Raw genomic sequence first — 25,864 nt, 5'->3', positions numbered from 1 at the left:
GACCTATGACCGGACCAGGCGAGCGATCGCCTCGGTGGCTTCCTTGACTTTGGCAGCGGGGTCGCCCTGCCGGGCGGCGTCCACCACGCAGTGGTTGAGATGACCCTCCAGCAGCCCGAGCGCGACGGCCTGGAGGGCCCGGGTGGCGGCCGAGATCTGCGTGAGGACGTCGACACAGTACGTGTCCTGCTCGACCATCCGCTGCAGCCCGCGCACCTGCCCCTCGACCCGCTTCAGCCGCGCCAGCAGCGCCTGCTTGTCGTCGTCCTGGGCGTAACTGACCGGGGTCTTCTCGCTGCTCTCCACGATCTCACCATACCCCCTAGGGGTACCCCCGCCAAGACACGCCGGGTGTCGCTCGACACGTCAGTCTGACCAACCCTGCACCGATCATGCACTTTTGTCGTTATAGACCACGTGTCGAACTCCGCCACGCGGCGCCTCGTGTTATGGGCAGGCGCGACGTTGATCGCGTCAACCGTGCTCATCTCGGGCGCCGCGCACGCCGAACCGTCGAGCGCCGAGCTCGACCGCCAGATCCGCGCCAAGTCCGACCAGCTTGAGGTGGTCGTGGAGAAGTACCACGAGCTACGCGACGACCTCAAGACGACGGCCGCGCAGACCGGGGTCCTGCAGCGCCAGATCGAACCATTGAAGGAGAAGATCACTTCTCGCCGCGGCGCCGTCGGGCGGCTCGCGGCCGCCGGCTACCGGTCCAGCCGGTCCATGTCCCTGTCACTGCTGCTCGACGCGGGCACCACGCGCGACATCGTCGACCGGCTGCTGCTCATGAAGGCGTACACCCAGCACCAGCAGCGCGAGATCGAGGAGCTGGCGCTCACCTCGGAGCGCTACGCCACCGCCCAGCGCACCCTGGACGCGCTGCTCGAACAGCAGAAGAACCAGCAGAAGCAGCTCAGCCGCCAGCGCACCACGATCGAGTCCGCGATCGCGGACCTCAAGAAACTGCGCGTCAAGGCGTACGGGCCAACCGGGCGGCTGGCCCGCACCGAGGACCGGGCGAAGCCACCCGTGCCCCGCCTGGCGGGCGCGGGCGAGAAGGTCCTGAAGTACGCGCTTGCCCAGATCGGCAAGGACTACAAGTGGGCGGGGGAGGGTCCGGGCGGCTTCGACTGCTCGGGCCTGGTCGCCGCCACCTTCCGCACGATCGGCATCCAACTGCCGCACAGCTCCGGCCGCCAGCAGCAGCGCGCCCGCACCATCTCGCGCGGCCAGCTCGTCCCCGGCGACCTGATCTTCTTCTACCGCGACGTCCACCACGTGGGCATCTACCTGGGCGGCGACAAGATGGTCCACGCCCCCCAATACGGCGAGCGCGTCCGCGTCGACCCCATCGACTCCCTTCCCATCAACAGCTTCGGCCGCGTAGTCCTCTCCACCCACTGACCCACCCCGCCCACTCGCCCCGCGTCGCGCCCCGCGCCCCGCCCAATCGCCCCGCCCGCGATAGACGTTGGCCTATCTGGGTGAAAATTCGGCGATCGAACTCATCCAGATAGGCCAACGTATATGCAAGGCGGGGTGGGCGAGCCCAGCGCGGGGAAAGCTGCGGTCAGGGGCGGGGTGTGGGGGTGACGGCGCGGCGGAGGGCGGACAGGCGGGTGCCGAGGCCCGCGAGGCCGCCGGGGAAGAAGTAGACCGCCAGGATGAAGATCGTGCCCAGCACGAACAGCGGCTGGGACAGCGGCCCGGCAAGCACCCCGGGCAGCGAGTCCACCGCGTCGGACGCGCCGAAGTCGGTCAGCCGGTGGTCCAGGTAGGTGAACAGCACCCCGCCCAGCACCGGGCCGAACCGGGTGCCCGGACCGCCGAGCACCACCATCACCAGCAGCGTCAGCGTCAGGTCCGACGACGCGACGTGCGGGGACGCCCCCGCCGCCAGCAGCAGGTACACCACGCCGCCGAGCGCGGCCAGGGCGCTGGACAGGGTGAAGGACACCAGCTTGAAGCGGTACGGGTCCAGCCCCAGCACCCCGATGCGCCGCTCGTCGTCGCGCAGGCCGGCGAAGACCCGCCCGGTCGGCGACTGCGCCACCCGGTGCAGCACCACCACGACCAGGCCGAGATAGGCCAGCGCGATCCAGTACAGGTTGACCGTGTTGACGACGCCGACCAGCCCGTCGGGCAGCCCGGAGGCGTCCAGCGACAGGCCCTCCTCACCACCGGTCAGGCCGCCCGGGTCCCGAGCCACCAGGATCGCGCCGACCTGGCCGAACGCCAGGGTGACCATGGAGAAGGCGATGCCGTGCACCCGCAGCGCGACCGCGCCCAGGGCCGTCGCGACGGTGGTCGCGAACAGCACCGCCAGCAGCGCGGCCAGCGGCAGCGGGTAGCCGTACTTCGTGATCAGGATGTCGGTGCCGTAGACGCCGAGCGCGAAGTAGAGCGCGTGCCCGAACGAGAGCAGGCCGGTGCGCCCGAACAGCAGGTCGTAGCCGGCCGCGAGGCCGCCGAAGACCAGGCACAGCGCCAGCACCTGCAGCGCCCCGGGCGAGTTGATCGGCCCGTCGAACAGCCCCGGGATCGTGATCCCGCTGTACGGCAGCACCGCCAGCAGCACGAACGCCACCACCGGCCAGAACCGCTTCACCAGCGCGAACGCCGTCGGACGGGCCGGCGCGGGCGGCACGGCCGGCCTGTCCGGGGTCTGTGCCACGGGGGTCTGCGTCGCCGTCATGCTGTCGCCGCCTTTCCGGCCAGGCCCGCGGGACGCCACAGCAGCACGACGGCCAGCAGTGCGACCACGCAGATGTCTCCGGCGCCCGAGGTGCCGTAGTAGTTGACGAACTGCTGCAGCAGGCCCACCGCGACCGCGGCGACCGCCGAGCCGAGCACCGAGCCCATGCCGCCGATCACGACGACGATGAACGCGAAGATCAGCAGTGAGGCGCCGCTGGTCGGCGAGACGCTGCCGAAGTACACCCCGGACAGCGCGCCCGCGAGCGCCGCGGCCGCCCCGCCGATGGCGAAGACCAGGGTGAACGCCTTGCGCACGTCGATGCCGAGCGCGGTCACCATCTCCCGGTTCTCCACCCCCGCCCGGATGATCAAGCCGTACCGGGTCCAGCGCAGGAAGGCCAGCAGCGCGCCGAGCACCGCCACCGCGGCGACGATGAGCAGCAGCCGATCCAGCGGCACCCGGGCCCCGGCCATGGTGACCACCTGCTGGGTCCACGAGGGGCGCGGGAAGGGACGCGGATCCGCCCCGAAGTCGGCCTGCAGCGCGGCCACCCCGGCCAGCGACAGGCCGACGGTGACCAGCACCTGCTCGATGGTCCGCGAGTAGAGGGGCCGGATCATGACCAGTTCCACCAGCGCGGCCACCACGGTGCCGGCCAGCACGCCGAACAGCACGGCGAGCACGAACCCCCACCCGTCGGGGCCCGCGCCGGGCAGGTTGCCCGCGGCCCACCAGGTGGCGTACGCACCGACGGACAGGAACAGCCCGTGCGCGAAGTTGAGCACGTCGGCGAGCCCGAACACGAGCGACAGGCCCGACGCGACGAGGAAGTACAGCGCCGCCAGGCCGAGCCCGGTGACGGTCATCAGGACGATCGTCGACATCAGTGCCCCCCGGCAGCGTTGACGGCCAGCAGAGACTTGGTGAGCGCCGGGTCGGCCAGCAGCTGCTCGCCCGGCCCGGTCCAGGCGACCTGGCCCGCGGCGATGACGACGGCGTCGCCGGCGAGCCTGCGTACGACGGCGAGGTTCTGCTCGACGAGCAGCACCGGCACCGCCTGCGCGGCCCGCTCCAGTGCCTCGGCCACCTCGGTGACCACCTTGGGCGCGAGGCCCTTGGTCGGCTCGTCGATCAACAGCAGCCGGTTGCGGTTCAGCAGCACCCGGCCCAGCGACAGCATCTGCTGCTGCCCGCCCGACAGCGAGCCCGCCCGCTGCCTGGCCCGCTTGGACAGCTCCGGGAACAGGCTGAAGACCAGGTCGTAGTCGGGAGTGTCGGTGCGCTCGGCCAGCCGCAGGTTCTCCGCGACGGTCAGCCCGGCGAACACGCACCGGTCCTCGGGCACGAAGCCCAGCCCCGCCTTGACCAGCGCGTGGGTCGGCCTGCCGAGGATCTGCTCGCCGCCGAGGCGCACCGAGCCGGTCGCCGTGCCGTTGCGCGGGGTCAGCCCGAGGATCGCGCGCAACGTGGTCGACTTGCCCACCCCGTTGCGCCCCAGCAGCACGGTCACGCCCGACGATGCGACGTCGAAGGACACGCCCTGCAGAATGTGCAGCCCGGCGATGCGCACCGACAGGTTCTCGACCTGCAGCAGACTCGCCGCCCCGGCGGGATCGGCCACGGACGTCCACTCCTCGGCCGCCGTCACGGTGCTGCCCGGGTTCGTCCTGCGGGGCTCGCCAGCTCGCTCCTCGGCCTTCACAAGCCCTCCCCCAGGTATGCCTCCTGCACGGTGGCGTTGGCCATCACCGCGTCGGGGGTGTCGCAGGCCAGCAGCGCGCCGTGGTGCATGACGGCGATGCGGTCGGCCAGGTCCAGGATCACGTCCATGTGGTGCTCCACCATGAGCACGCTGCGACCGCTGTGGGCGGTCAGCTCCCGGATCACCTCGACCAGCTCGGGCACGTCCTCCGCGGACACCCCGGCCATTGGCTCGTCCAGCAGCAGCACCGACGGCTCGCCCGCCAGCAGCAGCGCGATCTCCAACTTGCGCTTCTCGCCGTGGGCCAGCGTGCCCGCGAGCGCCTCGCCGCGCGCGCCGAGCCCGACCGTGGCCAGGCACTCGTCGGCCCGCGCCGCGACCTCGCGGTATGCCGCGGCGCGCCGCCACAGGGCCATCGAGCCACCGCGGTGGGCCTGCACCGCGAGTCGGACGTTCTCGCGCACCGACAGCCCGCCGAAGACGGACGAGGACTGGAAGGTGCGGCCCAGGCCGCGCTGCGCCCGACGGTGGGGGGCCAGCGCGGTGATGTCCGCGCCGTGCAGCAGCACCCGGCCGGCGGTGACCGCGCGCAAGCCTGAGATGAGGTTGAACAGGGAGGTCTTGCCTGCCCCGTTCGGGCCGATCACGCCGAGGAACTCACCGGCATGCAGCTGCAGGGACACGCCGTCGACGATGGCGACTTCGCCGATGCGCCAGGTCAGCGCATCGGTGGCCAGCACGGCGGGGGCTTCTGGGGAGCCGAGGCCCCGTCCGGGCCGCTGCTGCGGCGCGGGCGGAGCCTCGGTGACACCCGTGACGGGGTGGTCCACAGGTCAGGGCTTCATCGCTACGGCGGGCGGGGTGACGTCTTCCGGCGCCAGCTCCTTGACCAGCTGCGGCTTGGCGGCCGGGCCGGAACCCACGAGCTTGACCTGGAACATCGGCTGGATCATGGCGTGGTCCTCCTTGCGGATGGTCATCTTGCCCTTGACCCCGTCGAAGCTCCAGCCCTCCAGCGCGGTGACCATCTTCTCGACGTCGTCGCCGCCCTCGGTGATCGCCCGCACCACCATCTGCGCGGCGTTGAAGCCGTCGGGGCTGAACAGGTCGAGCCCCCCGGTGATCTTCGCGCCCGCCGCCTTGGCGGCGTCGTTGCTGGTCGCGCCGTCGAAGTAGTGCGACAGGAACGAGATCTTCTCGCCGGCCGCGCCGAACACCGGGTAGGACGCCTTCTGGTCCAGGCCGGTCACGACGGTGGTGCTGGACAGCACGCCCTGCTGGTCCAGCGCCTGCCACATGGCGGTGGCGGTGGTGCCCGCCCAGGCCACGAAGAGCAGGTCCGGCTTGGCGGTGTTGACCTGGCTGGCGAACGGGGTGAAGTCGGTGGCGCTGGCCGGCACCAGGATCGCCGACACCTTCGCGCCCGCGCCGCCGATGACCGCGGTCACCGCGGCCTCGTTGGCCTTGCCGAACGCGCTGTCCTGTGCGAACACCACGACCTTCTTGTCCTTGGCGTCGCCGATGAACGACTTCGCCGCGAGCACGTCCTGGTAAGACTGGCGGCCGGAGCGGAACGTGTAGCGGTTGATGCCGGTGACGCCGTCGGTCGCGGCGGGACCGGAGATGAACAGCGTCTTGTCCTGCGCGGCGACCGGCGCGACCTGCAGCGCCACCCCGGAGGAGGCCGAGCCGGCGAGGATCTTGACACCCTTGCCGATCAGGTCCTTCGCCGCGGACACCGCCTTGGCCGGGTCACCGGCGTCGTCGGCCTCGAGCAGCTCGATCGTGCGGCCGTTGACCTTGTTGGTGCCGTTGGTGGCCTGGGCCAGGCCGGCCTTGAAGCCGTCGATGTACTGCTTGCCGTAGCTGGCCAGGGCCCCGGACTGGGAGTAGACCAGGCCGACCTTGACCGGCGCGCCGTCCCCGCCCGTGCCCTGGGCCGCCTCCTGCGGGCTGCTGCAACCGGCCGCGGCCAGCAGGGCAGCGGCAACCGTCGAGGCAACGAACACGCGCCGGGACAAACCGGCATTCTCTGCAAAACTGTGCAGTCTGCTGCGCTCGCTCACTGCATCTCCTCATTGAGTGGTCTGCCAATGCCGCGAGGTCGCTCTGATTAATGCCGTGTTGCGAGAGAGAGTCACCTCGTGGTCGCGGACCACGCTAGAGAGACACCTCACAGGCGGCCATGTGGGCGGGACCCACAACGACCGCCGAGGCGATGTAGCGCGCAGCTAGAGGACGGACAGGTGAACGTGGTTGGTGTGGTCGCCGGCCGGGTCGTCGCCGCAGCTGCCGCCCGCGGAGCTATACGTCTTCCAGCCTGATCCGGCCAGCCAGATCTTGCAGTACCAGATCACGTACATGACGCCGAGCCTGCTCGCGTTCTTGACGAAGAACGAGGCGAGCTTGTCGCCGTAGAGCTTGTTCGCGCCCTTGGACGAGAAGTTCTTGAACCCGTCCGGCTCCGAGGAGAAGTCGCAGGCCCGGCCCTTGGGGTGCTCGTACATGTCGCCCGATCGGTAGCAGGAGACGTAGTGGTCGAACCATCGCTGGGCCTGCTGCAGCGCGTGCAGGGTGCGCGGGGTGATGCAGCCGTTGGCCGGGGTCGGGTCGTTCACGGTGCAGCCCTGCGACGGCCAGCTGCCGTCGGAGTTGCGCTTGGCCGGCGCGGCGGTCGGCGCATAGGGGTCGACCCAGCCGGTGGTGGTGTACCCGCCGACGGCCGACAGCGCCCGCTCGGTGGCGCTGCGCAACTTGGCCATCTCGGACAGCTGCTTGTTCTGCTCGCGGACCCGGTTGTCGATCTCGGCCTTGGTGCCGTCGATCTCCTTGCGGGCGCTGACCAGCTCGCTGATGCGGGCCTCGTCGCGGGCCGCCATCTTCTCCAGGGCGGCGGAGCGGGCCAGGAAGGAGTCCGGCGTGTTGGCGTTCAGCATGACGCCGATGACGCCCAGGCGTCCGGCCTTGTAGGCCTCGGCCGCGTACTTCTGCACGCTGGTCTTGGCGCGCAGGTAGCGGTTCTCCGCGACGACCAGCTTCTGGTTGAGGGCTGCCTGCTCGGTCTTGGCCTTGGTGAGCAGGCCTTCGGCCTCCAGGTACTGACCGGCGGCGCTTTCCAGGGTCTGGCGCAGCTGCGCGACCTTGGTCGAGGAGATCTCGTTGGGCTCGGCCTGAGCCGCGGTGGGGAACGCGGTCACGAGCACCGCTGCCGCCACGGCGATGGCGATGGCCGGCACGAAACGCCGGCGAGGGCGCACCGTCAGGGTCACGGACGTGGATCCTTCCGTCTCACGCCGCGAAGGGAAGGAGCTGGGGGTGCGCGCGGCGGCGGCCGCCACGGGTGTCGGGGGCACCCGCAGACGCGCGGCCGCGAGGCAGATTACCGCAGCGGCGCGCCGACAGGAAAGTTGTTCATGCCAGCAACACGCTGCGTACCAGCCCAAACACCGCATCGTCACGGCACACGACGAGGCCGTTGCGCGGGTGCACCGGGTCGTAGTCGGCCCCGTCGAAGTGCCGGACCACGCCGCCGGCCTCGCGCATCAGCAGCGCGCCCGGCGCGTGGTCCCACGGCTTGGCCCGCCAGAACAGCGCGAAGTGCCGCGTCTCGCGCAGCAGTTCCGGGTACTCCCGCGCGGCGCAGCGCAGCCCCGGGATCGCCTCGGAGAGGTTGGGCAGCCGGGACACGACCTGCTCGCGCAGCTCGGGCGGCAGGTACTTGGTCATCACCGCGCCGCGCAGCTGGTCCGCGCCGACCGGGGTGTGGTCCAGCACCATCCGGACGCCGTCGACGTAGGATCCGGCGCCGGCCTCGGCCGCGGCGACGGTCCCGGGGACCGGCTCGTAGATCACCGCGAGCACCGGCACGCCGCGGCGCATCAGGGCGACCATCATGCCGAACGGCTCCTGTCCGGCGGCGAAGTTGCCGGTGCCGTCGATCGGGTCGATCAGCCACACCGCGCCGTCGTCGTCCAGCCGGGTGAGCACGTCCGGGTCGGCGGCGACGGCCTCCTCGCCGACCACCAGCGAGCCCGGCAGCAGCGCCGCGAGCCGCGCGGTCAGCATGACCTCGGCCTCCCGGTCGGCGACGGTGACGAGATCCCCGGGGCCCTTCTCCACGATCTCCCCGTCGGCCAGGTTGCGGAACCTCGGCAGAACCACCGCATCCGCGGTCTCCCGCAGAATCTCCACAATCCGGTCAATCATCGCCGCGCCCCGATCCTGGTGGGTCTATGATCGCCTAATGTTCGCACGGAGGACGAAGCGTCTCATCGCCACCGCAGCGCTGGTGACCGCACTCACCGGCGGGGCTCTGGCCGGCTGCAGCGGCGAGGGTGCGACCAGCACCTGCAGCACGACCGGCTGCACCATCACCTTCGAGCGCAACGTCACCAACGCCAAGATCTCGATCCTGGGCGTCGAGGTGCAGCTCGTCAGCGCGAACCAGGACTCGGTCACGCTCAAGGTGGCCGGTCAGGAGGTCACCGTGCAGCGCGGCGACGGCGTGAGCGTCGGCGACTTCACCGTGAAGGTCAACGAGATCACCGACAGCCAGGTCGTGGTCGAGGTATCCCGCGGCGGAAACTGACCGGCACCTGCGCCGACCCCCGCCCGCACCAGGGTCACGACGGGTTAATCTCGTACCCGTCCGGCTGCGCCAGCAGCCCAAACCCCGGCGCGGAGCGCCCCGGAACACGGTGGTCGACAATGACTGGCACCCCCTCCACACCCCCCGTTTTCGTGCACCCCAGCGCCGACGTCGAGGAAGGCGCCCAGGTCGGCGCCGGCACCAAGATCTGGCACCTGGCCCACGTGCGCAACAGCGCGACCATCGGCGCCGGCTGCGTGATCGGGCGCAACGTGTACGTCGACGCCGACGTCGTGATCGGCGACCTCGTGAAGATCCAGAACAACGTCTCGGTGTACCACGGCGTCACCATCGAGGACGCGGTCTTCGTCGGTCCGTGCGTGGTCTTCACCAACGACCTGCGGCCGCGGGCACAGAACCCGGACTGGCAGATCACCCCCACGCTGATCAAGCGGGGGGCCTCGCTCGGCGCCAACGCCACCATCGTCTGCGGCACCGTGATCGGCGAGCACGCCATGGTCGCGGCCGGTTCCGTGGTCACCAAGAGCGTGGCGCCGAACCAGCTGGTCGCCGGCAACCCCGCCCGGCACCTCGGCTGGGTCGACGAGAAGGGCCAGATCGTGTCCCGCGACGCGGAGCGGCCCGCCGGCCTGTGACGGCGGCCGGAGCATGACGACCCGCACCGCGTGCCGCCGACCACTGCAGTGGTCGGCGGCACGCGGTGCGCGCGGATCAGCCGGACAGGCCCGCGATGATCGCGGCCACCAGGCGCGGCACGTAGTCGGCCGGCACCGGGTTGCGGGTCACCGCGAGATGCCAGTAGACGGGGCCGACGATCAGGTCCACCGCCACGTCGGGATCGGTGGTCGTGGGCAGCTCGCCGCGTTCGACGGCCCGGCCGATCAGCAGCGCTCCGATCTCGTGCTGGTTGGCGCGCAGTGCGTGCTGCAGCTTCTCCCCGATCTGCGGATTGCGGGCCGCCTCGGCCAGCAGGTCCGGGATGACCTGCGAGGCCAGCGGATGGCGCAGTGCCCGGGTCAGGATCTGCAGGAAGATCGCGAGGTCGCCCTGCAGGGTCCCGGTGTCGGGCAGCGGCAGCTTCTGGCCCGCGAGGCCGGACACGATCTCCAGCACCATCTCGAGCTTGGAAGGCCACCGGCGGTACACGGCGGTCTTCGCCACGCCCGCGCGGCGGGCCACCGCCTCGATCGACAGTCGGCCATAGCCGACCAGGGCGAGTTCCTCCACCACCGCGGCCTGGATCGCCTCGGTGATATCCCCTCTCAACACGGCCGCCCCCGCGGGGACGCGCCTACTCTCTGCCAGCACGTGCATACGATAGCGCAGCGACGCAACGGTTGCGTCGCGACGCACGGCCGACTAGCATCACGTTTACGTCGATACGGTGGCGTCTCTTCCTTGGCGTCGGCTACCGTGTGTGACCGCCACTCATCCCCAGTCTGGAGATCGGAGCCCTTACCATGGCAGAAGCTGTGGTGACAGAGCCTCATCCCGTCCTCGCACCAGCCCAGCTCGCGGCCCGTCACGGCCTGCGCGCCGCGGGAGCGCGGCCGGGCCTGGTCGAGTACGCACGCTCGCTGTGGGCCTACCGGCACTTCATCGTCGCGTTCGCGAATGCACGCAACGTCGCGACGCTGACCACTGCGCGACTCGGACAGCTCTGGCACGTACTTACCCCGCTCACCAACGCCGCGGTGTACTACCTGATCTTCGGCGTCATTCTGGGCACCGGCGGCCGGATCGAGAACTTCATCGCGTACCTGTGCTGCGGCATCTTCATCTTCGGCTACACCTCGGCGGTGGCCGCCGCGGGCACGGTCTCGATCTCGGGCAACCTGAACATGATCCGGGCGCTGCAGTTCCCCCGGGCCAGCCTGCCGCTGTCGGTCACCATCACCCAGCTGCAGCAGCTGCTCGTCTCGATGTGCGTGCTGATCGGCATCGTGCTGGTCACCGGCGAGCCACCGCGGCTGATCTGGCTCACCCTCATCCCGCTGCTGCTCCTGCAGACCATCTTCAGCGGCGGCCTGGCCATGCTGCTGGCCCGCGTGGGCTCGAAGATCGTCGACCTGAAGCAGGTCATGCCGTTCGTGCTGCGCACCTGGCTCTACGGCTCGGGCGTGTTCTACAGCCTGACCACCGCGACCAACGACTTGCCGACCTGGGCCTCGACGCTGCTGCACCTCAACCCGATGCTGGTCTTCATCGAGCTGGCCCGCGAAGCGCTCATCACCACCAACCCGGCGTCCCAGTTCTCGGTTGCCTCGATGTGGGCCGTCGCCGTCGGCTGGGCGATCGTCATGGGCGTGGGCGGTTTCCTCTACTTCTGGCGTGGCGAGAAGGAGTACGGCCGTGGCTGACACCAGGATCCCCACCGTCGTCGTGGACGACGTGCACGTCGTCTACCGGGTGCACGGCGCGGCGAAGGACAGTTCGCCGCTGGGCGCCATGCGCCGGATGGCCTCCCGCAAGCCGTCGACGGCCGTGCGCGAGGTGCACGCCGTCAAGGGCGTCAGCTTCACCGCGCACGAGGGCGAGGCCGTCGGCCTGATCGGCACCAACGGCTCCGGCAAGTCCACCCTGCTGCGGGCGATCGCCGGGCTGCTGCCGGCCACCCGCGGCGCGGTCTACACCAAGGGCCAGCCCTCGCTGCTCGGCGTGAACGCGGCCATGATGGCCGACATCTCCGGCGAGCGGAACGTGGTGCTCGGCTGCCTGGCCATGGGTATGCCCAAGGCCGAGGCGCGCGCCAAGACCCCGGAGATCATCGACTTCTCCGGGATCAACGAGCGCGGCGACTTCAGCTCGCTGCCCATGCGCACCTACTCCTCGGGCATGTCGGCCCGGCTGCGGTTCTCGATCGCGGCCGCCAAGAAGCACGAGGTCCTGCTCATCGACGAGGCCCTGGCCACCGGTGACGCCAAGTTCCGCAAGCGCAGCGAGGATCGTGTCCGTGAGCTGCGCGAGGGCGCGGGTACCGTCTTCCTGGTCAGCCACTCCCTCAGCTCCGTTCGCGACACCTGCGAGCGGACGATCTGGCTGGAGTCGGGCCTGATCCGGATGGACGGTCCGACCGACGAGGTCCTCGCCGCGTATGAGGAATTCAGCACCGCCAAATGAGCCTCACCAGCGACTATAGAATCGGACTCACCATCGGAACGGGTCCGTTGAACGGCACGGAAATGGAAACGAGGAGGACCCCTTGAACGGAAAGCCCATCCCCCCGGCACGACCGGTGATCGGTGAGGCCGAGATCGAAGCCGCCGTGCGCGTGCTGCGCAGCGGCATGGTCGTGCAGGGCCCGGAGGTGAAGGCGTTCGAGGACGAGTTCTCGACCCTGGTGGACGGCCGGCACAGCGTGGCGGTGAACTCGGGCACCTCCGCCCTGCACCTGGCGCTGATCGCGATGGGTGTCGGCCCCGGCGACGAGGTCATCGTGCCCTCGTTCTCCTTCGCCGCCTCCGCCAACGCGGTCCGCCTGGTCGGCGCCGAGCCGGTCTTCGCCGACATCGAGGCGGGCAGCTTCTGCCTCGACCCCGACGCCGCCGCCGCCGCGATCACCCCGCGCACCGTCGCGATCATGCCCGTCCACCTGTACGGCCACCCCGCCGCGATGGACCGGATCATGGAGCTGGCGCAGCGCCACGGCCTGGCCGTCCTGGAGGACGCCTGCCAGGCGCACGGCGCCGCGCTGAACGGCACCCCGGTCGGCGCGTTCGGCATCGCGGGCACCTTCAGCTTCTACCCCACCAAGAACATGCACTCGCTCGAAGGCGGCATGATCACCACTGCCGACGCCGAGTTCGCCCGCACGCTGCGCCTGCTGCGCAACCAGGGTATGGAGCAGCGCTACGCCAACGAGATCGTCGGCGCGAACATGCGGCTCACCGACGTCGCCGCGGCGGTCGGCCGGGAGCAGTTCAAGCAGCTCCCCGCGTGGACCGAGCAGCGCCAGTCCAACGCCAAGTTCCTCGACTCGCGGATCACCACCGTGGTGACCCCGCCGGTCGCGGACAACGCCAAGCACGTGTATCACCAGTACACGGTGCGGGTCGAGGGCGGTAACCGCGACGCGCTGCAGCAGGGCCTGACCGAGAAGGGCATCGGCAGCGCGGTGTACTACCCGACGCCGATCCACCGCCTCAAGCCGTACCTGACGGCCGAGGGCAAGGTCAACCCGGCCTGGGACCTCCCGGAGACCGAGAAGGCGGCCGCCGAGGTGCTCTCGCTGCCGGTCTTCCCGTCGCTGACCGCGGAGGAGCTGGAGTACATCGCCGACGGCGTGAACACCGTGGCAGGCCGGCTGTGAGCACCGAACGCAAGCTGCGTGCCGGCCTCATCGGGCTCGGCGCGATGGGCCGCAACCACGCCCGCGTGCTGTCCGGTCTGGCCGGGGTCGAGCTCGTCGCGGTCGTCGACCCGATGGGCGACAGCACCGGCACGCTGCGGGTGCCCGTGGTCCCCACGGTCTCCGAGCTCATCGCGCTGGGCATCGACTACGCGGTGATCGCCTGCCCGACCGCGCTGCACGAGGAGGTCGGCCTGGAGCTGGCCGCCAACGGCATCTGCGCGCTGATCGAGAAGCCGCTGGCCCCCTCGATCGACGCCGCCCGGCGGCTGGTCGACGCCTTCGAGCAGGCCGGCCTGGTCGCGGGCGTGGGCCACATCGAGCGCTACAACCCGGCGCTGCAGAGCCTGCGGTCCCGCCTGGAGGCGGGCGAGCTGGGCGAGGTCTTCCAGGTGGTCACCCGCCGGCAGGGCCCGTTCCCGCACCGCATCGCCGACGTGGGCGTGGTCATGGACCTCGCCACCCACGACATCGACCTGACCAGCTGGGTCACCGGCCAGTCGTACGCCTCGGTGTCCGCACACACGGTCTTCCGCAGCGGCCGCCCGCACGAGGACATGGTCGCCGCGGTGGGCCAGCTCGCCGACGGCTCCATGGTCAACCACCTGGTGAACTGGCTCAGCCCGCTCAAGGAGCGCTCCACGGTGATCACCGGCGAGAAGGGCTGCTTCATCGCCGACACGCTCACCGCGGACCTGACGTTCTACGCCAACGGCGCGATCACCACCGAGTGGGAGGCGCTGCGCTCCTTCCGCGGCGTGGCCGAGGGTGACATGATCCGGTTCGCCATCCCGAAGCGGGAGCCGCTGCTCGTCGAGCACGAGCGCTTCCGCGACGCGGTGGAGGGCAAGCCCAGCGACATCGTGACACTGCGGCAGGGTTTGCGTACGGTCGAGGTGGCTTCGGCTGTTCTCGAGTCGGCGAAGTCCCGGTCGACGGTCCGGCTTCCGGAGACGATGTAGTCGGTGGCGAACTCCACTGGCTGAAACGACAGTGACGCCGATGGCCCACCAGCGAACCGCCCGTCCGGGCGGCGTTGGCGGGCCATCGGCTTGATGACTTCCTGCTCACGGAGGACCGAATGACATCCCAGGCCAGGCAGCCGCGGTTGGTCGTGGTCGTCGCCAACGACATCAGAGGAGACTCGCGGGTCCAGAAGACGGCCATCGCGGCGGCGCGGGACGGCTGGGACGTCACGGTGGTGGGCAGCACCAACGGCCAGGTCCTCGAAGAGACGACCATGGGCCCGCTGAAGGTCATCCGGGTCCCGGCGGCCAAGCCGAAGTCGCAGAGCCGCCTGAGCCGCACCGCGGACCGGCTGGCCCAGACCGGCAAGGAAGCCGACAACCGATCCCGGTCCCGGGGCGTCGGCCACGTCGGTGACCTGGGCATGCGCTTCGCCCGCCGGGTGGTGGGCAAGCTGCGCCACGAGGTCCGCCAGCTGCGCGCGCGCCGCACCCTGAGCGTCGCGCCGACCGGCGACTGGCGCCGCGACTGGCCGCCGCTGGCACAGCTCGACAAGGCGTTCGGGCCGGTGATCGACGACCTCAAGCCGGACCTGATCCACGCGAACGACATCGCCACCATCGTCATCGCGGCCCACTCCGTCGAGCGGCTGCGGGCCCGCGGGCTGAACTGCTCGTGGATCTACGACGCCCACGAGTACATCCGGGGCGTCCAGTGGCCGACCCGCCACCAGGCCAGCGCTTTCACCGGCGCCGAGCGCGAGTTCATCTCCGCCGCCGACGCGGTGGTCACGGTGTCCACGCAGCTGGCCGAGATGCTGCGCACCGACTACCAGCTCGCCACCAGCCCCGTGGTGGTCGGCAACTCGCCGGTACGCGAGATCATCGCGCCGACCAGCGCGAAGACCCTGTCCGTACGCGCCCTGTGCAACCTCGACGACGACGTCCCGCTCATGGTGTATGCCGGCTGGCTGGGCAAGGAGCGCGGCCTCGACACCGTCGTCGCGGCGATGCCGAAGCTGCCCGGCTACCACCTCGCGATGGTGGTGGGCCGGTCCAACCCGCTGCTGAAGCAGCTGCTCCTGCAGGCGGAGACGCTGGGCGTGCGGGACCGCATCCACCTGCTGCCCTACGTGCCGCAGCACGAGGTGGCCGCCTACCTGCAGTCGGCCGACCTCGGCCTGATCCCGTTCCTGAAGGTGCCGAACTGCGAGATCTCGCTGCCCACGAAGATCTCCGAATACCTGCACGCCCGCCTGCCGCTGGTCACCAGCGACGTCAAGGTGGTCCGGGCCTTCGTCGAGGAGCACGGCATCGGCGAGGTGTTCACGGCCACCGACGTCGACGGTTTCGTGGTCGCCGCGGAGAAGGCGTACGAGCAGCGCGCGATGCTCTCGGCGCGGATCAGCGAGGCGATCCTCGACGACCTGTCCTGGGAGCACCAGAGCAAGTCGCTGCTGCGCCTCTACCGCAGCCTGTCGACGCGCGTGCCGGCCGCGCCCGCCGACGTCCCGTGGGACGTGCAGGAGGACCCGCCGCCGATGGATCCGCTGCTCGTCGGGGACTGGCGGGAGATCGGGGACACCAGGGTCCGGCTGGGTCTCGGCCCGGCCAATTACGCCGGGCAGGGCGCGGCCTTCGCCAGGGCGATCTGCCGGGAGATGTCCGACGTCTCGGCCGAGGTCGTGATGGTCCGGCAGCCGGAGTCCTTCGGCTTCCCGGCCAACGTCTACATAGACGCGCACCGGCTGACCGACTTCGGCGTGCAGTCGCAGCAGATCCACCGGGTCGTCGGCCGCTACACGCACGTGCTCGTCGACGCGTTCATGCCGGTCTTCGGCCACCTCAACGGGACGACCATCGAAGGCGACCTCGCGATGCTGGGCCGCGCCGGCGTGCAGGTCGCGATCCTGGCCCATGGCAGCGAGATCCGCGACCCGCGGCGGCACCTGAAGAACCACGAGTTCTCGCTGTTCCGGGACGCGCCCGCCGGCGTCGCCGCCCAGCTGTCCAAGCGCACCCAGCGCAATCAGAAGATCGCGGACTCGTGCGGGCTGCCGCTGTTCGTCACCACGCCCGACCTGCTCGACGACCTCCCGACAGCGACCTGGACGCCGCTCGTCATCGACGTCGACGCCTGGGCCTGCGACCGGCCGGTGATGGAGCGCAAGCGCCCGATCGTGATGCACGCGCCGTCCAAGCGGTGGACCAAGGGCACGGACCGGATCCTCCCGGCGCTCACCAGGCTGCACAAGCAGGGGGCCATCGACCTGCGGCTCGCCGAGGGCATCCCCTGGGAGCAGATGAAGGAGCTGGTCAAGGAGTCCGACATCGTGCTCGACCAGTTCACCACGGGCGCCTACGGCACGCTCGGCTGCGAGGCGATGGCGGCGGGCAAGCCGGTGGTCGCGTACATCAGCGAGCGGGTGGCCACGGCCGTCGGCCCGGACCTGCCCGTCGTGCCCGCGACGCCGCTCAACCTGAGCAGCGTGCTGGAGTCCATGCTGGACGACCGGGCCGGCACGGCCCGGGTCGGCGCGGCCTCGGCAAGGTTCGTGCGCGAGTTCCACGACGGCCGGCGAACCGCCGCCGTGCTCGCGAAGTTCCTCCGCTAGCACCTCTGTCAGAAAGTCGCGGCCCGGTGGCGCACCAAGCCACCGGGCCGCGGCCGTTCTGCCGGGGCCACGACGACCCCGCAGTCCGGTGGCAGCCCCACCCGGCGCACCGGCCCCGGATGGCGTCCGGTCGCTTAATTCCCTGGTCACGGCCTATTGCCGAGCGCTGACAGTCGCTCGTAGGATGCCCCCACGGCCGCCGTGATCACGGCTATCATGCCTCCAGCCCCGCTCACCATGTCGCCCCCACGGCAGGAGAACCCCCATGTCCAAGTTCCGGCGTCGCGCACTGCTGGCGACACTGGTCACGGGCCTGGCGGGCGGCACCGCCTGGGCCCTCGGCGGGCGCGTCCGCGCCCAGGGCGGCCGTGTCGCCGCGGGCCCGGCGCCGGTCCCTGCACCGGCCCCCGCCGGGCAGAAGCTCAAGGCGGTCGCCGACGACGGCTGGAAGATGACCAAACCCGGCATCCGCCCGGCGACGTCCGACAAGCGGCTCAACATCGCCGGGTACGCCTCGGCGGCGAGCGTGAACGTCGGCCAGCGGATCAACTTCCACGTCACCGTCGCCGATCCGGGCCGGTACCGGGTGAGCCTCTATCGCAAGGGCTACTACGGCGCCGCGGAAGCGGGCCTGATGGCCAACAGCCCCATGCTGGACGGCGTACCGCAGCAGGTGCCCGCACCGCAGCCGGGATCCGGCACGATCGTGTGCGACTGGCCCGCTTCCTGGGGGCTGACCATCCCCGAGAACTGGATGTCCGGCCACTACCTCGCCGTGCTCACCACGGAGGACGGCTGGCGCAGCTACGTGCCCTTCGTGGTGCGCGACGACGAGCGCCCGGCCGAGCTGTGCGTGGTGGTTCCGACCACCACGTACCAGGCGTACAACCTCTGGCCGAAGGACGAACGCCAGGGCAAGAGCCTCTACTACGGGTACGCGCTGAACGCCGCGACGGCCAAGCGGGAGCTCCAACCCGACGCGCGTGCCGTGCAGGTCTCCTTCGACCGGCCGTACGCCAACGCGGGCCGGCCGGCGAACGTGGATCTGGACTGGGCCTTCGCGGCGTGGGCGGAGGAGGCCGGTTACGACCTGACCTTCGCCACGTCCCAGGACCTGCACGCCGGGCGGATCGACCCCTCCCGCTACGCGGGCCTGGTCTTCCCCGGCCACGACGAGTACTGGTCGCGGGAGATGCGCCAGCACGCGACGGCGGCGCTGGCCGCCGGCACGAGCCTGGTCTTCCTGTCCGCCAACAACGTCTACTGGCACTCGCGCCTGCCCGAGACGGCGGACGGACAGGCGGGGCGGTTGCTCACCTGCTACAAGTCGCGAGGCGACGAGCCGGGCGAGCGGGTGGACCGCACCTGCCGCTGGCGCGACGACACCGGCCCGGGCGACCCGGAGCAGCGCCTGCTGGGTGTGCAGTTCAACGGGATTCTGGACGACCCGGCACCGCTCGTGGTGCGGGCCCAGAACCACTGGTTCTGGGCCGGGACCGGGGTGCGCGACGGCGACAAGATCGACGATGTGGTGGGCGGCGAGGCCGACGGGTGGGATCCCGACTTGGCAGACGGGAAGCAGGTGCTGCTGTCGTCCTCGCCGTACGTGACCACCAGCGGCGATAAGAAGGTGCAGAACACCAGTCTCATCGAGACGGCGAACGGCGCCCTGGTCTTCGCGGCGGGGTCGCTGTACTGGCCGCGATTCCTGACGCAGCAGGGCGATCCGACGATCCGCCGCGTCACGGCGAACCTGCTGAACCGGGTCGTGGCGAACCGGCGATCCACCCGGGTCTGACGCCGCGGCCGGGGCGGCGGGTGCTCAGTGTCCGCGTGTGCTGCGGGCCTGGGATCCCGTCCGGCTCGGGTGGTCGGGCGCTTCCTGGATGTCCAGCAGCAGCGAGTTCACCACGAGGTGGATGCCGACCAGGCAGGGTGCGACCGCGAGCAGCACGGTGCCGGCGCTCGGGGTGACTCCGTCGAGGAACCGGACGGCGGTGAGATATGCGCCGATGAGGCCGCCGACGGTCAGCAGCGCCGACCCGCTGAGGAACAGCAGGGCGATGGGGGAGAACGAGCGCAGCACGTGCTTGATCACCATGCGGCGCCAGAAGCCGCGCCACAGCAGCCAGGAGATGCGCGGAATCACCTTGTGCAGCTTCATCCCGGAGACCTCGGTGCCGTAGCGGGCGGGCACCGGCACATCCTTCGCGCGCACGTCGGCGATGTTCAGGTTGATCAGGAGGTCGTTCTCGAACTCGTAGCGCTGGGCGATCGAGTCCAGGTCGATGCGCTCCAGGGCGTCGCGGGAGATGGCCGTGTATCCGTTCTGCGGATCGAACAGATGCCAGTAGCCGGACGCCGCCTTCGTCATGAAGGACAGGATGACGCTGCCGAAAACCCGCAGCTTCGGCATTCCCTGGAAGGAGTTGCGCGAGTAGAACCGGTTCGCCTTGGTGAATTCGACGTCGTCCGCGGCGATCGGGTCGAGCAGGCGGGGCAGGTGCGCCGGATCCATCTGGGCGTCGCCCGCCATGACCACGCTGACGTCCGCCTTGAGCTCCAGCGCCATCCGGTGCCCGTCGAGGATCGAGCCGCCGACGCCGGTGTTGCGTTCGTGGCGGATCAGTGTCACCCGCGGGTCCCCGACCTCACGTGCCCGCTGCGACGTCGCGTCGGTGCTGCAGTCGTCGACCACGATGATGTGGTCCACGAAATCGGGCATCGTGCTGATAGTCGTCGCAATCAGGGCTTCTTCGTTGTGTGCGGGCACCACAACGGCGACGACGAGTTCCTTGTACACAGCCAACTCCTCAGCCACGGCAACGATTTTTCGCCGAGTAGCCCCGACCGGCCGCCATGCTACAGTGGCCCGCGCGGCCTGGGTACCCACCGTTTCCGGGAACACTGCGCCCCACCCCCAGCAGCCGGCGAAACCGGCGTTTCGACCAGGCGCCTGCCGCAGGAGTACGCAGTGATCAGGCATTTCTTTCGCCACAGCGCTGTGCGCTATCTCACCGTCGGTGGCCTGAGTTATGTCACCGACGCTGGTGGACTCTGGCTGCTGCACGGCGTGCTGGAGGTGCCCCTGGGGGTGGCTGCCACCGTCGCGTTCTGCGGTTCCTTCGTCGTCAATTTCGGCCTGAACCGCACCATGGTCTTTCCTTCGGCCGGACAAGGCAATCCGTTCACCTCGCAGTTGGCCCGATATGTACTACTCGTCATCGCCAACTACCTGCTGACCCTTGTGCTGGTACTGGGCCTCACCGGCCTCGGCGTGAACTACCTGGCGGCAAAGACCGTCGCCGTGATAGTCATCGCCGTGGGCAACTACTTCGCATACCGGCACTGGGTCTTCGCCGGACGGCTGGTCGGGAGACATTCATGATGAGACGGTGGGCCACCGCCGTGGCCGGCGGCGTTCCGGGACGCTTCTGGGCGGTCGCGCTCGTGATGTATCTGCTGGCCTACTGGTTCACGCACGAGAACCTGAAGATGTGGTTCGGCGACTCGCTCTACTACACGTCGATGACGATGATGAGCGCCGGCCACCCGTACGCCGACGCCATCGACCTGACCGGCGCGTACTTCAACGATCCGGACATCTGGCGGCTCGACCGCGGTTACAGCAACCCGGCCTTCTACGACCTCATCAAGCCACGCGTGGTGTACGTGTGGCTGTCCACGCCGTTCGTCTGGCTCATGGGGCCGAGCGGGATGTACGTCGTCCCCGCGATCTGCGGCGTGATCACGATCGTGCTTCTGCTGCGCTTCTTCGCCCGGTTCTTCTCGCCGACTCTGGCCACCGCGCTGGTGGTGCTTTTGATGACCACCAACCAGTTCTGGTTCTACTCGACCGGTATCTACACCGAGACGCTCTGCGTCCTGTTCATCGCGGTCCTGATGTACCAGCTTCCCTTCCGCGGGCCGGTGGCCCGGGCGAACCTGGTGGGCATCACGGCCGTCATCGTCCTGCTCACCTTCACCCGGCAGATGACGGTGGTGCCGGTCGCGATGGTGCTCGGGGGCTGGCTCTGGTCGGCGATCCGGCACCGCCGGATCCGCACCGAGTGGTTCGCGCCCGCCCTGACCGCGCTCCTCACCGGGCTGGCTGCCCAGGTCACGATGATGGTGATCGCGCCGTTCGACGCGCTGCGCCAGTTCGTCGTCAACACCGGCTACTCCGGCAACCCCCGGGGTGCGGTGCTCAACCTGCCCAACCTCGCCTGGGAGACGCTGGTCGCCGAGATCTGGTCGTATCGCGTCAACGTCTCCGGGCTCCTGCTGTGGGCCGCCGCCCTCGCCGCCGGCTTCCTCCTGTGGCGGTCCGAGGCTGCCGGCGTGTACTTCGGCGGGCTTCTCAGCAGCTTCGCCTTCGACCTGCTGAACGGCACCATGACGGCGCAGCGCTACCTGTATCCGATCGTGCCCGCCTGCCTGTTCATGGTCGGCCTCGCGGTGCACCGGATGGGCCGGAGCCGAACGCCCGAACCGGACGCCGGACCCGCGGCCGCGGCCGGCAGCGGCGACCGGCAGCTGGCCGAAGTGGCAGCCTGACGGGGCGTCGACAGCACAGGGCGCGCCGAGCACCAAGATCTGGCGCACCGGCGCGGTGCCGTAGACTCCTCGGCATCTTGCCGTCGATGAACATGGACGTGGGCGATCATGCGGATGGACGACGTCGCAGCGGTCGGCGCAGCTCGCGGCCGGGTGGTGATGCTGGTCGACAACGGCGTCAAGGGTGATTCCCGCGTCCAGAAGTCGGCCCGCTCCGCGGCCGAGGCCGGCTGGGACGTCGTCCTCCTGGGCCGGGCCGCGGCTGAGACGCCCGCCACCTGGGCCGAGGGCGGCGCTCAGGTACGCCTGCTGGTGATGCCGGAGCTCCACGAGCGTTCCAAGCGTGCCCGTGGCTGGCTCAAGGAGCGGCTGTCCCCCTCGAAGAGCAGCGCCGCGACCTCGACGCCGTCGACCGGGGCGGCTGCCACCTCGGCCGCCGCCCCGTCCGCTGCTCAGGCTGCCTCGGCGGCGCCCGCGGGCGGCGCCCGAGCCGCCGTGCTGCGCTCCGCTCGCAGCGCCAAGCGCGGCTGGGACCGGCTGAACGTGGTCGTGCTGTCGGGTGTGCTGGGCAATCGCTCCTGGCGGCGGCTCGACCCGGAGCTGTCGCAGTTCGAGCACGTCTACGGCCCGGTGATCGACTCTCTGCGGCCCGATCTGATCCACGCCAACGACTTCCGGATGCTCGGGGTGGGTGCCCGCGCCGCCGCGCGCGCCCGCGCCGCCGGCCGGCCGGTGAAGCTCGTCTGGGACGCGCACGAGTTCCTGCCCGGCATCAACCCGTGGACGGACAACCCGCGCTGGCATCCCGCGCAGCTCGCGCACGAACGGATGTACGCCTCGCACGCCGACGCCGTGGTGACGGTGTCCGAGGGCCTGGCCGAGCTGCTCAAGCATGAGCACAAGCTGCCGCTTCTGCCCGAAGTGGTGCTCAACGCGCCCGAGCTGGACCACGCCGACCCCGCCGGGGCAGCGCCGAAGCCGCTGCGGGAGCTGTGCGGCATCGACGCGGCAGCGCCCGTCGCCGTCTACAGCGGTGCCGCCGCCGCGCAGCGCGGCCTGGGCATCATGGTGGAGGCCCTCCCGCAGCTGGCCGGGTCGCACACCGTCTTCATCGTGCCCCGGCCCGAGTCGCGCTACATGCAGGGGCTCAAAGCCCGCGCCGCGGAGCTGGGCGTCGCCGAGCGCGTGCACGTCCTGCCGTACGTGGAACACCAGCAGGTGGTCCGGTTCCTCTCCCCCGCCGACGTCGGCGTGATCCCCATCCACCACTACCCGAACCACGAGATCGCGCTGATCACGAAGTTCTTCGAGTACTCGCACGCCCGGCTGCCGCTGGTGGTCAGCGACGTGCAGATGATGGCGCAGACCACCCGCGCGACGGGACAGGGCGAGGTCTTCCGCGCGGAGGACCTGGCCGACTACGTCCGCGCGGTCAGCGCGGTGCTGGCCGATCCCGAGCGCTACCGGGCCGCCTACGACAAGCCCGGCCTGCTGGAGAACTGGTCGTGGGAGGCGCAGGCGCGCATCCTCGACGGGATCTACACCCGGCTGCTGTCCGACAACCCGCCGGCGAGGAACTCGACCACCCGCTCGGCCGCGCGGCCGTCGCCGTAGGGCAGCCCGCGCGGCGCGGCAGGGGCGGGGCGGGTGGCGATGTCGATCCACTCCTGCGCCCCCAGCGCCGCCGGTCGCGGCACGAGGCGGTTCCAGTCGCCTTCGAGGGTCTCGATCCACTCCGTCTCGGTCCGCAACGTGGTGCACGGGCGGTCGAGCAGGTAGGCCTCCTTCTGCAGGCCGCCCGAGTCGGTGACCACGCCGGCCGAGCCGAGCACGGCCGCGACCATGGCCGCGTAGCCGAGCGGGGTGCCCACGTGCACGGACCCCTGGGCGAGCTTGAGGCCCTGCTCTCCGGCCTTGGCCACCAGCCGCGGGTGGGCGAGCAGCGCCACCGGCAGGGGCAGCGCGGCCAGCGAAGCGATCAGCTCGGCCAGCAGCCGCGGGTCGTCGGTGTTCTCGGCCCGGTGCAGCGTGGCCAGCAGGTACGGCTGGTCGGGGTCGATGCCCGGCGGCAGCTGCGGGCGGGGGTGCCCGCCTGCCCGCACCGCGTCGCGCATGCGCAGGCAGACATCGACCATCACGTCACCGGCCAGCACGGACTTGGCGGCCAGACCCTCCGTGGCGAGGTGGCGCATCGCCTCCTCGGTCGGCGCCAGCAGCAGGTCTGCCGCGTGGTCGGTGAGGACCCGGTTGTGCTCCTCGGGCATCCGGCGGTTGAACGAGCGCAGGCCCGCCTCCAGGTGCGCCACGGGCAGGTGCTGCTTGACCGCGCTCAGCGCGCCGGCCAGGGTCGAGTTGGTGTCGCCGTAGACGAGCACCCAGTCGGGGCTCTCGGAGGCGAGCACCGGGTCGAGGGCGGCGAGCGTGTTGCCGGTCTGCACGCCGTGGCTGCCGGAGCCGACGCCCAGGTGCACGTCGGGGGCCGGGATGCCCAGGCCGGAGAAGAAGACGTCGGACAGATTCACGTCGTAGTGCTGGCCGGTGTGCACGATCACATGCTTGTGGTCCGTGTTCGCGAAGGCGGCGGCGATCGGAGCGAGTTTCACCAGCTGAGGACGCGCCCCGACGATACTGACCACCTTCATGTCGGGACTCTCCTGAAGTTCGATGTGCGCCCGGGGGATGGTTGCGTTCGGGTCGACACGTACGATACGTGGCCCGCCCGGCTTCGCCAAAGATCGACAAAGGCGACCCCTGCCGCAGCCCAGGAGCCCAGGCCGCACCGATGCCGCACGCCCGCGGACCGTCCGCCCGGCGAGGGCAATACCGTAGACTCCACCGGAATCCAAGGACTGTCGGCGGCGCGCGGTCGGCGGCGACTATACCGGCCGTTTGCCGCCGAGCAACGGCCCCTGGCACGATGGACCAGCTCATCCGCGGTTTGCGGCCGTGTGACCGTGAGGAAGAATGACAGCGATGAAGATCTGTGTGGTAGCCCTGGGCAAGATCGGCCTCCCGCTCGCGGTGCAGTTCGCCGCCAAGGGCCATGAGGTCATCGGCGCCGACGTCTCCGAGCGGGTCGTCAGCATGGTCAACGACGGTGCGGTGCCCTTCCCCGGCGAGACCGACCTCGACGTCAAGCTCAAGGAGGCCGTCGCGGCCGGCCTGCTGACGGCGACCACGGACACCACCGCAGCGGTCGCCGAGTCCGAGGCCGTCGTCGTCGTCGTGCCGCTGTTCGTGGACGCCGACGGCGTGCCCGACTTCGGCTGGATGGACGACGCCACCCGCGCCATCGCCGCCGGGCTGCGCCCCGGCACGCTGGTGAGCTACGAGACGACCCTGCCCGTCGGCACCACCCGCAAGCGCTGGGCGCCGATGCTGGAGCAGGGCTCCGGGCTCGCCGCCGGCACGGACTTCTTCCTCGTCTTCAGCCCCGAGCGCGTGCTCACCGGCCGGGTCTTCGCAGATCTGCGCCGGTACCCGAAGCTGGTCGGCGGCATCGATGCGGCATCGGCCGAGCGCGGCGTGGAGTTCTACAACGCCGTGCTCGACTTCGACGCCCGCGAGGACCTGCCGCGTCCGAACGGCGTGTGGGACCTCGGTTCGGCCGAGGCGTCCGAGCTGGCCAAGCTCGCCGAGACCACGTACCGCGACGTCAACATCGGGCTGGCCAACCAGTTCGCCCGGTTCGCCGACACCGTCGGCGTGGACGTCACCAAGGTCATCGAGGCCTGCAACACCCAGCCCTACAGCCACATCCACACGCCCGGCATCGCCGTCGGCGGACACTGCATCCCGATCTACCCGCGCATCTACCTGTGGAACGACCCCGAGGCGACCGTGGTGCGCGCCGCCCGCGAGGCCAACGCCGCCATGCCGGAGTACGGGGTCGAGCTGCTCGCGGACGCGTACGGCGACCTGTCCGGCGCGAACGTGCTCGTGCTCGGCGCGGCCTACCGGGGCGCGGTGAAGGAGACCGCGTTCTCCGGTGTCTTCCCGATCGTCGCGGCGTTGCGGGCGCGCGGCGCGAACCCCCTCGTCAGCGACCCGCTGTACACCGTCGAGGAGCTCGCCGCCCACGGCCTCCCGCCGCACCGGGGCGAGCCCGTCACGGCTGCGATCATCCAGACCGACCACGCCGAGTACCGGGCACTCAAGCCCGCAGACCTGCCCGGCCTGAAAGTGCTGGTGGACGGGCGTCGCGTCACCGATCCGGCATTCTGGACCGGGGTCACGCGCGTCGTCATCGGCGGCTGATCAACAGGCTGGAACACTCTTTCCTGCGCCAAGGGGGGTGGGGGGGGGGGGGGGGGGGGGGCCCCCGCCCCCCCCCCCCCCACGGGAAGCAGGAACGGGAGAGACGGGGA

Annotated in this window: 24 protein-coding genes; 13 read left to right on the top strand and 11 right to left on the bottom strand. The window is 70.5% G+C overall.

Annotation, left to right across the window (positions count from 1 at the left end; translation table 11 throughout):
• Window positions 1-3: 3 nt before the first annotated feature.
• A complete protein-coding gene (locus tag F9C41_RS20735) occupies window positions 4-306 on the bottom strand; it encodes a metal-sensitive transcriptional regulator (protein WP_155388484.1) in 303 nt (100 codons plus the stop codon).
• 159 nt (window positions 307-465) lie between these two features.
• On the opposite strand from F9C41_RS20735, the gene F9C41_RS20730 reads away from it, so the two are divergent.
• Window positions 466-1,407, top strand: a complete 942-nt coding sequence (locus F9C41_RS20730; protein ID WP_155388483.1) for a C40 family peptidase — start codon at window positions 466-468, stop codon at window positions 1,405-1,407.
• Between the two features lie 166 nt (window positions 1,408-1,573).
• Here the strand turns inward: F9C41_RS20730 and F9C41_RS20725 are convergent, their stop codons facing one another.
• From F9C41_RS20725 to F9C41_RS20695, 7 genes are all read right to left on the bottom strand, one after another.
• Window positions 1,574-2,698: a branched-chain amino acid ABC transporter permease gene (locus F9C41_RS20725; protein WP_155388482.1), complete on the bottom strand. Its 1,125-nt coding sequence runs from the start codon at window positions 2,696-2,698 to the stop codon at window positions 1,574-1,576.
• Window positions 2,695-3,585, bottom strand: a complete 891-nt coding sequence (locus F9C41_RS20720; RefSeq protein WP_155388481.1) for a branched-chain amino acid ABC transporter permease — start codon at window positions 3,583-3,585, stop codon at window positions 2,695-2,697. The genes F9C41_RS20725 and F9C41_RS20720 overlap by 4 nt, the downstream gene beginning before the upstream one ends.
• Window positions 3,585-4,295: an ABC transporter ATP-binding protein gene (locus tag F9C41_RS20715; protein ID WP_155388578.1), complete on the bottom strand. Its 711-nt coding sequence runs from the start codon at window positions 4,293-4,295 to the stop codon at window positions 3,585-3,587. Before F9C41_RS20715 ends, F9C41_RS20720 begins: the two co-directional genes overlap by 1 nt.
• 104 nt (window positions 4,296-4,399) lie before the next feature.
• Window positions 4,400-5,143 carry an ABC transporter ATP-binding protein gene (locus tag F9C41_RS20710; protein WP_155388577.1) on the bottom strand — a complete coding sequence of 248 codons (744 nt, stop codon included), beginning with the start codon at window positions 5,141-5,143 and terminating at the stop codon, window positions 4,400-4,402.
• Between the two features lie 93 nt (window positions 5,144-5,236).
• Window positions 5,237-6,424 carry a substrate-binding domain-containing protein gene (locus tag F9C41_RS20705; RefSeq protein ID WP_230689802.1) on the bottom strand — a complete coding sequence of 396 codons (1,188 nt, stop codon included), beginning with the start codon at window positions 6,422-6,424 and terminating at the stop codon, window positions 5,237-5,239.
• Window positions 6,425-6,634: 210 nt separating this feature from the next.
• Window positions 6,635-7,672: a coiled-coil domain-containing protein gene (locus F9C41_RS20700; protein ID WP_155388480.1), complete on the bottom strand. Its 1,038-nt coding sequence runs from the start codon at window positions 7,670-7,672 to the stop codon at window positions 6,635-6,637.
• Between the two features lie 142 nt (window positions 7,673-7,814).
• Complete coding sequence (locus F9C41_RS20695; protein ID WP_155388479.1) at window positions 7,815-8,609, bottom strand: inositol monophosphatase family protein; 795 nt, start codon at window positions 8,607-8,609, stop codon at window positions 7,815-7,817.
• 37 nt (window positions 8,610-8,646) lie between these two features.
• Here F9C41_RS20695 and F9C41_RS20690 point away from each other — a divergent pair, with 37 nt between their 5' ends.
• Window positions 8,647-8,991 (top strand): hypothetical protein, encoded by a 345-nt coding sequence (locus tag F9C41_RS20690; protein ID WP_230689801.1) that lies wholly within the window; start codon window positions 8,647-8,649, stop codon window positions 8,989-8,991.
• Window positions 8,992-9,110: 119 nt separating this feature from the next.
• Window positions 9,111-9,647, top strand: a complete 537-nt coding sequence (locus F9C41_RS20685; protein ID WP_155388478.1) for an acyltransferase — start codon at window positions 9,111-9,113, stop codon at window positions 9,645-9,647.
• 76 nt (window positions 9,648-9,723) lie between these two features.
• Here F9C41_RS20685 and F9C41_RS20680 read toward each other — a convergent pair whose 3' ends face one another.
• On the bottom strand, window positions 9,724-10,320 hold the full coding sequence (locus F9C41_RS20680) for a TetR/AcrR family transcriptional regulator (RefSeq protein WP_155388477.1): 597 nt from the start codon (window positions 10,318-10,320) through the stop codon (window positions 9,724-9,726).
• 152 nt (window positions 10,321-10,472) lie between these two features.
• Between F9C41_RS20680 and F9C41_RS20675 the strand changes: the two genes are divergently transcribed.
• The 6 genes from F9C41_RS20675 to F9C41_RS20650 all read left to right on the top strand — a co-directional run bounded on the left by F9C41_RS20675 (window position 10,473) and on the right by F9C41_RS20650 (window position 18,738).
• Window positions 10,473-11,372, top strand: a complete 900-nt coding sequence (locus tag F9C41_RS20675) for an ABC transporter permease (RefSeq protein WP_155388476.1) — start codon at window positions 10,473-10,475, stop codon at window positions 11,370-11,372.
• Window positions 11,365-12,132, top strand: coding sequence for an ABC transporter ATP-binding protein (locus F9C41_RS20670; RefSeq protein ID WP_230689800.1), 768 nt, complete (start codon window positions 11,365-11,367; stop codon window positions 12,130-12,132). The genes F9C41_RS20675 and F9C41_RS20670 overlap by 8 nt, the downstream gene beginning before the upstream one ends.
• 82 nt (window positions 12,133-12,214) lie before the next feature.
• The gene (locus F9C41_RS20665) at window positions 12,215-13,321 is read left to right on the top strand and encodes a DegT/DnrJ/EryC1/StrS family aminotransferase (RefSeq protein WP_155388475.1); all 1,107 of its coding nucleotides are present in this window, start codon (window positions 12,215-12,217) and stop codon (window positions 13,319-13,321) included.
• Window positions 13,318-14,322, top strand: a complete 1,005-nt coding sequence (locus tag F9C41_RS20660; RefSeq protein ID WP_155388474.1) for a Gfo/Idh/MocA family protein — start codon at window positions 13,318-13,320, stop codon at window positions 14,320-14,322. Before F9C41_RS20665 ends, F9C41_RS20660 begins: the two co-directional genes overlap by 4 nt.
• Window positions 14,323-14,441: 119 nt before the next feature.
• Window positions 14,442-16,940, top strand: a complete 2,499-nt coding sequence (locus F9C41_RS20655; protein WP_155388473.1) for a glycosyltransferase family 4 protein — start codon at window positions 14,442-14,444, stop codon at window positions 16,938-16,940.
• A 265-nt stretch (window positions 16,941-17,205) separates the two neighbouring features.
• Window positions 17,206-18,738: a N,N-dimethylformamidase beta subunit family domain-containing protein gene (locus F9C41_RS20650; protein ID WP_230689799.1), complete on the top strand. Its 1,533-nt coding sequence runs from the start codon at window positions 17,206-17,208 to the stop codon at window positions 18,736-18,738.
• A gap of 24 nt (window positions 18,739-18,762) precedes the next feature.
• Here the strand turns inward: F9C41_RS20650 and F9C41_RS20645 are convergent, their stop codons facing one another.
• Window positions 18,763-19,926, bottom strand: coding sequence for a glycosyltransferase family 2 protein (locus tag F9C41_RS20645; protein WP_269058949.1), 1,164 nt, complete (start codon window positions 19,924-19,926; stop codon window positions 18,763-18,765).
• Here F9C41_RS20645 and F9C41_RS40735 point away from each other — a divergent pair.
• The 3 genes from F9C41_RS40735 (at window position 19,915) to F9C41_RS20630 (ending at window position 23,111) form a co-directional block, all read left to right on the top strand.
• Window positions 19,915-20,328 carry a GtrA family protein gene (locus tag F9C41_RS40735; protein WP_196279861.1) on the top strand — a complete coding sequence of 138 codons (414 nt, stop codon included), beginning with the start codon at window positions 19,915-19,917 and terminating at the stop codon, window positions 20,326-20,328. The genes F9C41_RS20645 and F9C41_RS40735 overlap by 12 nt on opposite strands.
• A complete protein-coding gene (locus F9C41_RS20635; RefSeq protein WP_155388471.1) occupies window positions 20,325-21,497 on the top strand; it encodes a hypothetical protein in 1,173 nt (390 codons plus the stop codon). The genes F9C41_RS40735 and F9C41_RS20635 overlap by 4 nt, the downstream gene beginning before the upstream one ends.
• A gap of 159 nt (window positions 21,498-21,656) precedes the next feature.
• A complete protein-coding gene (locus F9C41_RS20630) occupies window positions 21,657-23,111 on the top strand; it encodes a glycosyltransferase family 4 protein (RefSeq protein WP_155388571.1) in 1,455 nt (484 codons plus the stop codon).
• Here the strand turns inward: F9C41_RS20630 and wecB are convergent.
• Window positions 23,036-24,139, bottom strand: coding sequence for a non-hydrolyzing UDP-N-acetylglucosamine 2-epimerase (gene wecB, locus F9C41_RS20625; protein ID WP_155388470.1), 1,104 nt, complete (start codon window positions 24,137-24,139; stop codon window positions 23,036-23,038). The two genes, F9C41_RS20630 and wecB, sit on opposite strands and share 76 nt — an antisense overlap.
• 331 nt (window positions 24,140-24,470) lie before the next feature.
• Between wecB and F9C41_RS20620 the strand changes: the two genes are divergently transcribed.
• A complete protein-coding gene (locus tag F9C41_RS20620) occupies window positions 24,471-25,754 on the top strand; it encodes a nucleotide sugar dehydrogenase (protein WP_155388469.1) in 1,284 nt (427 codons plus the stop codon).
• Window positions 25,755-25,864 lie beyond the last annotated feature (110 nt).

The sequence above is a fragment of the Catellatospora paridis genome, from assembly GCF_009720365.1.
Classification (GTDB): domain Bacteria; phylum Actinomycetota; class Actinomycetes; order Mycobacteriales; family Micromonosporaceae; genus Catellatospora; species Catellatospora paridis.
The sequence above is the reverse complement of the archived record's forward strand: the minus strand, read 5'-3'. Positions and strand labels throughout refer to the sequence as shown.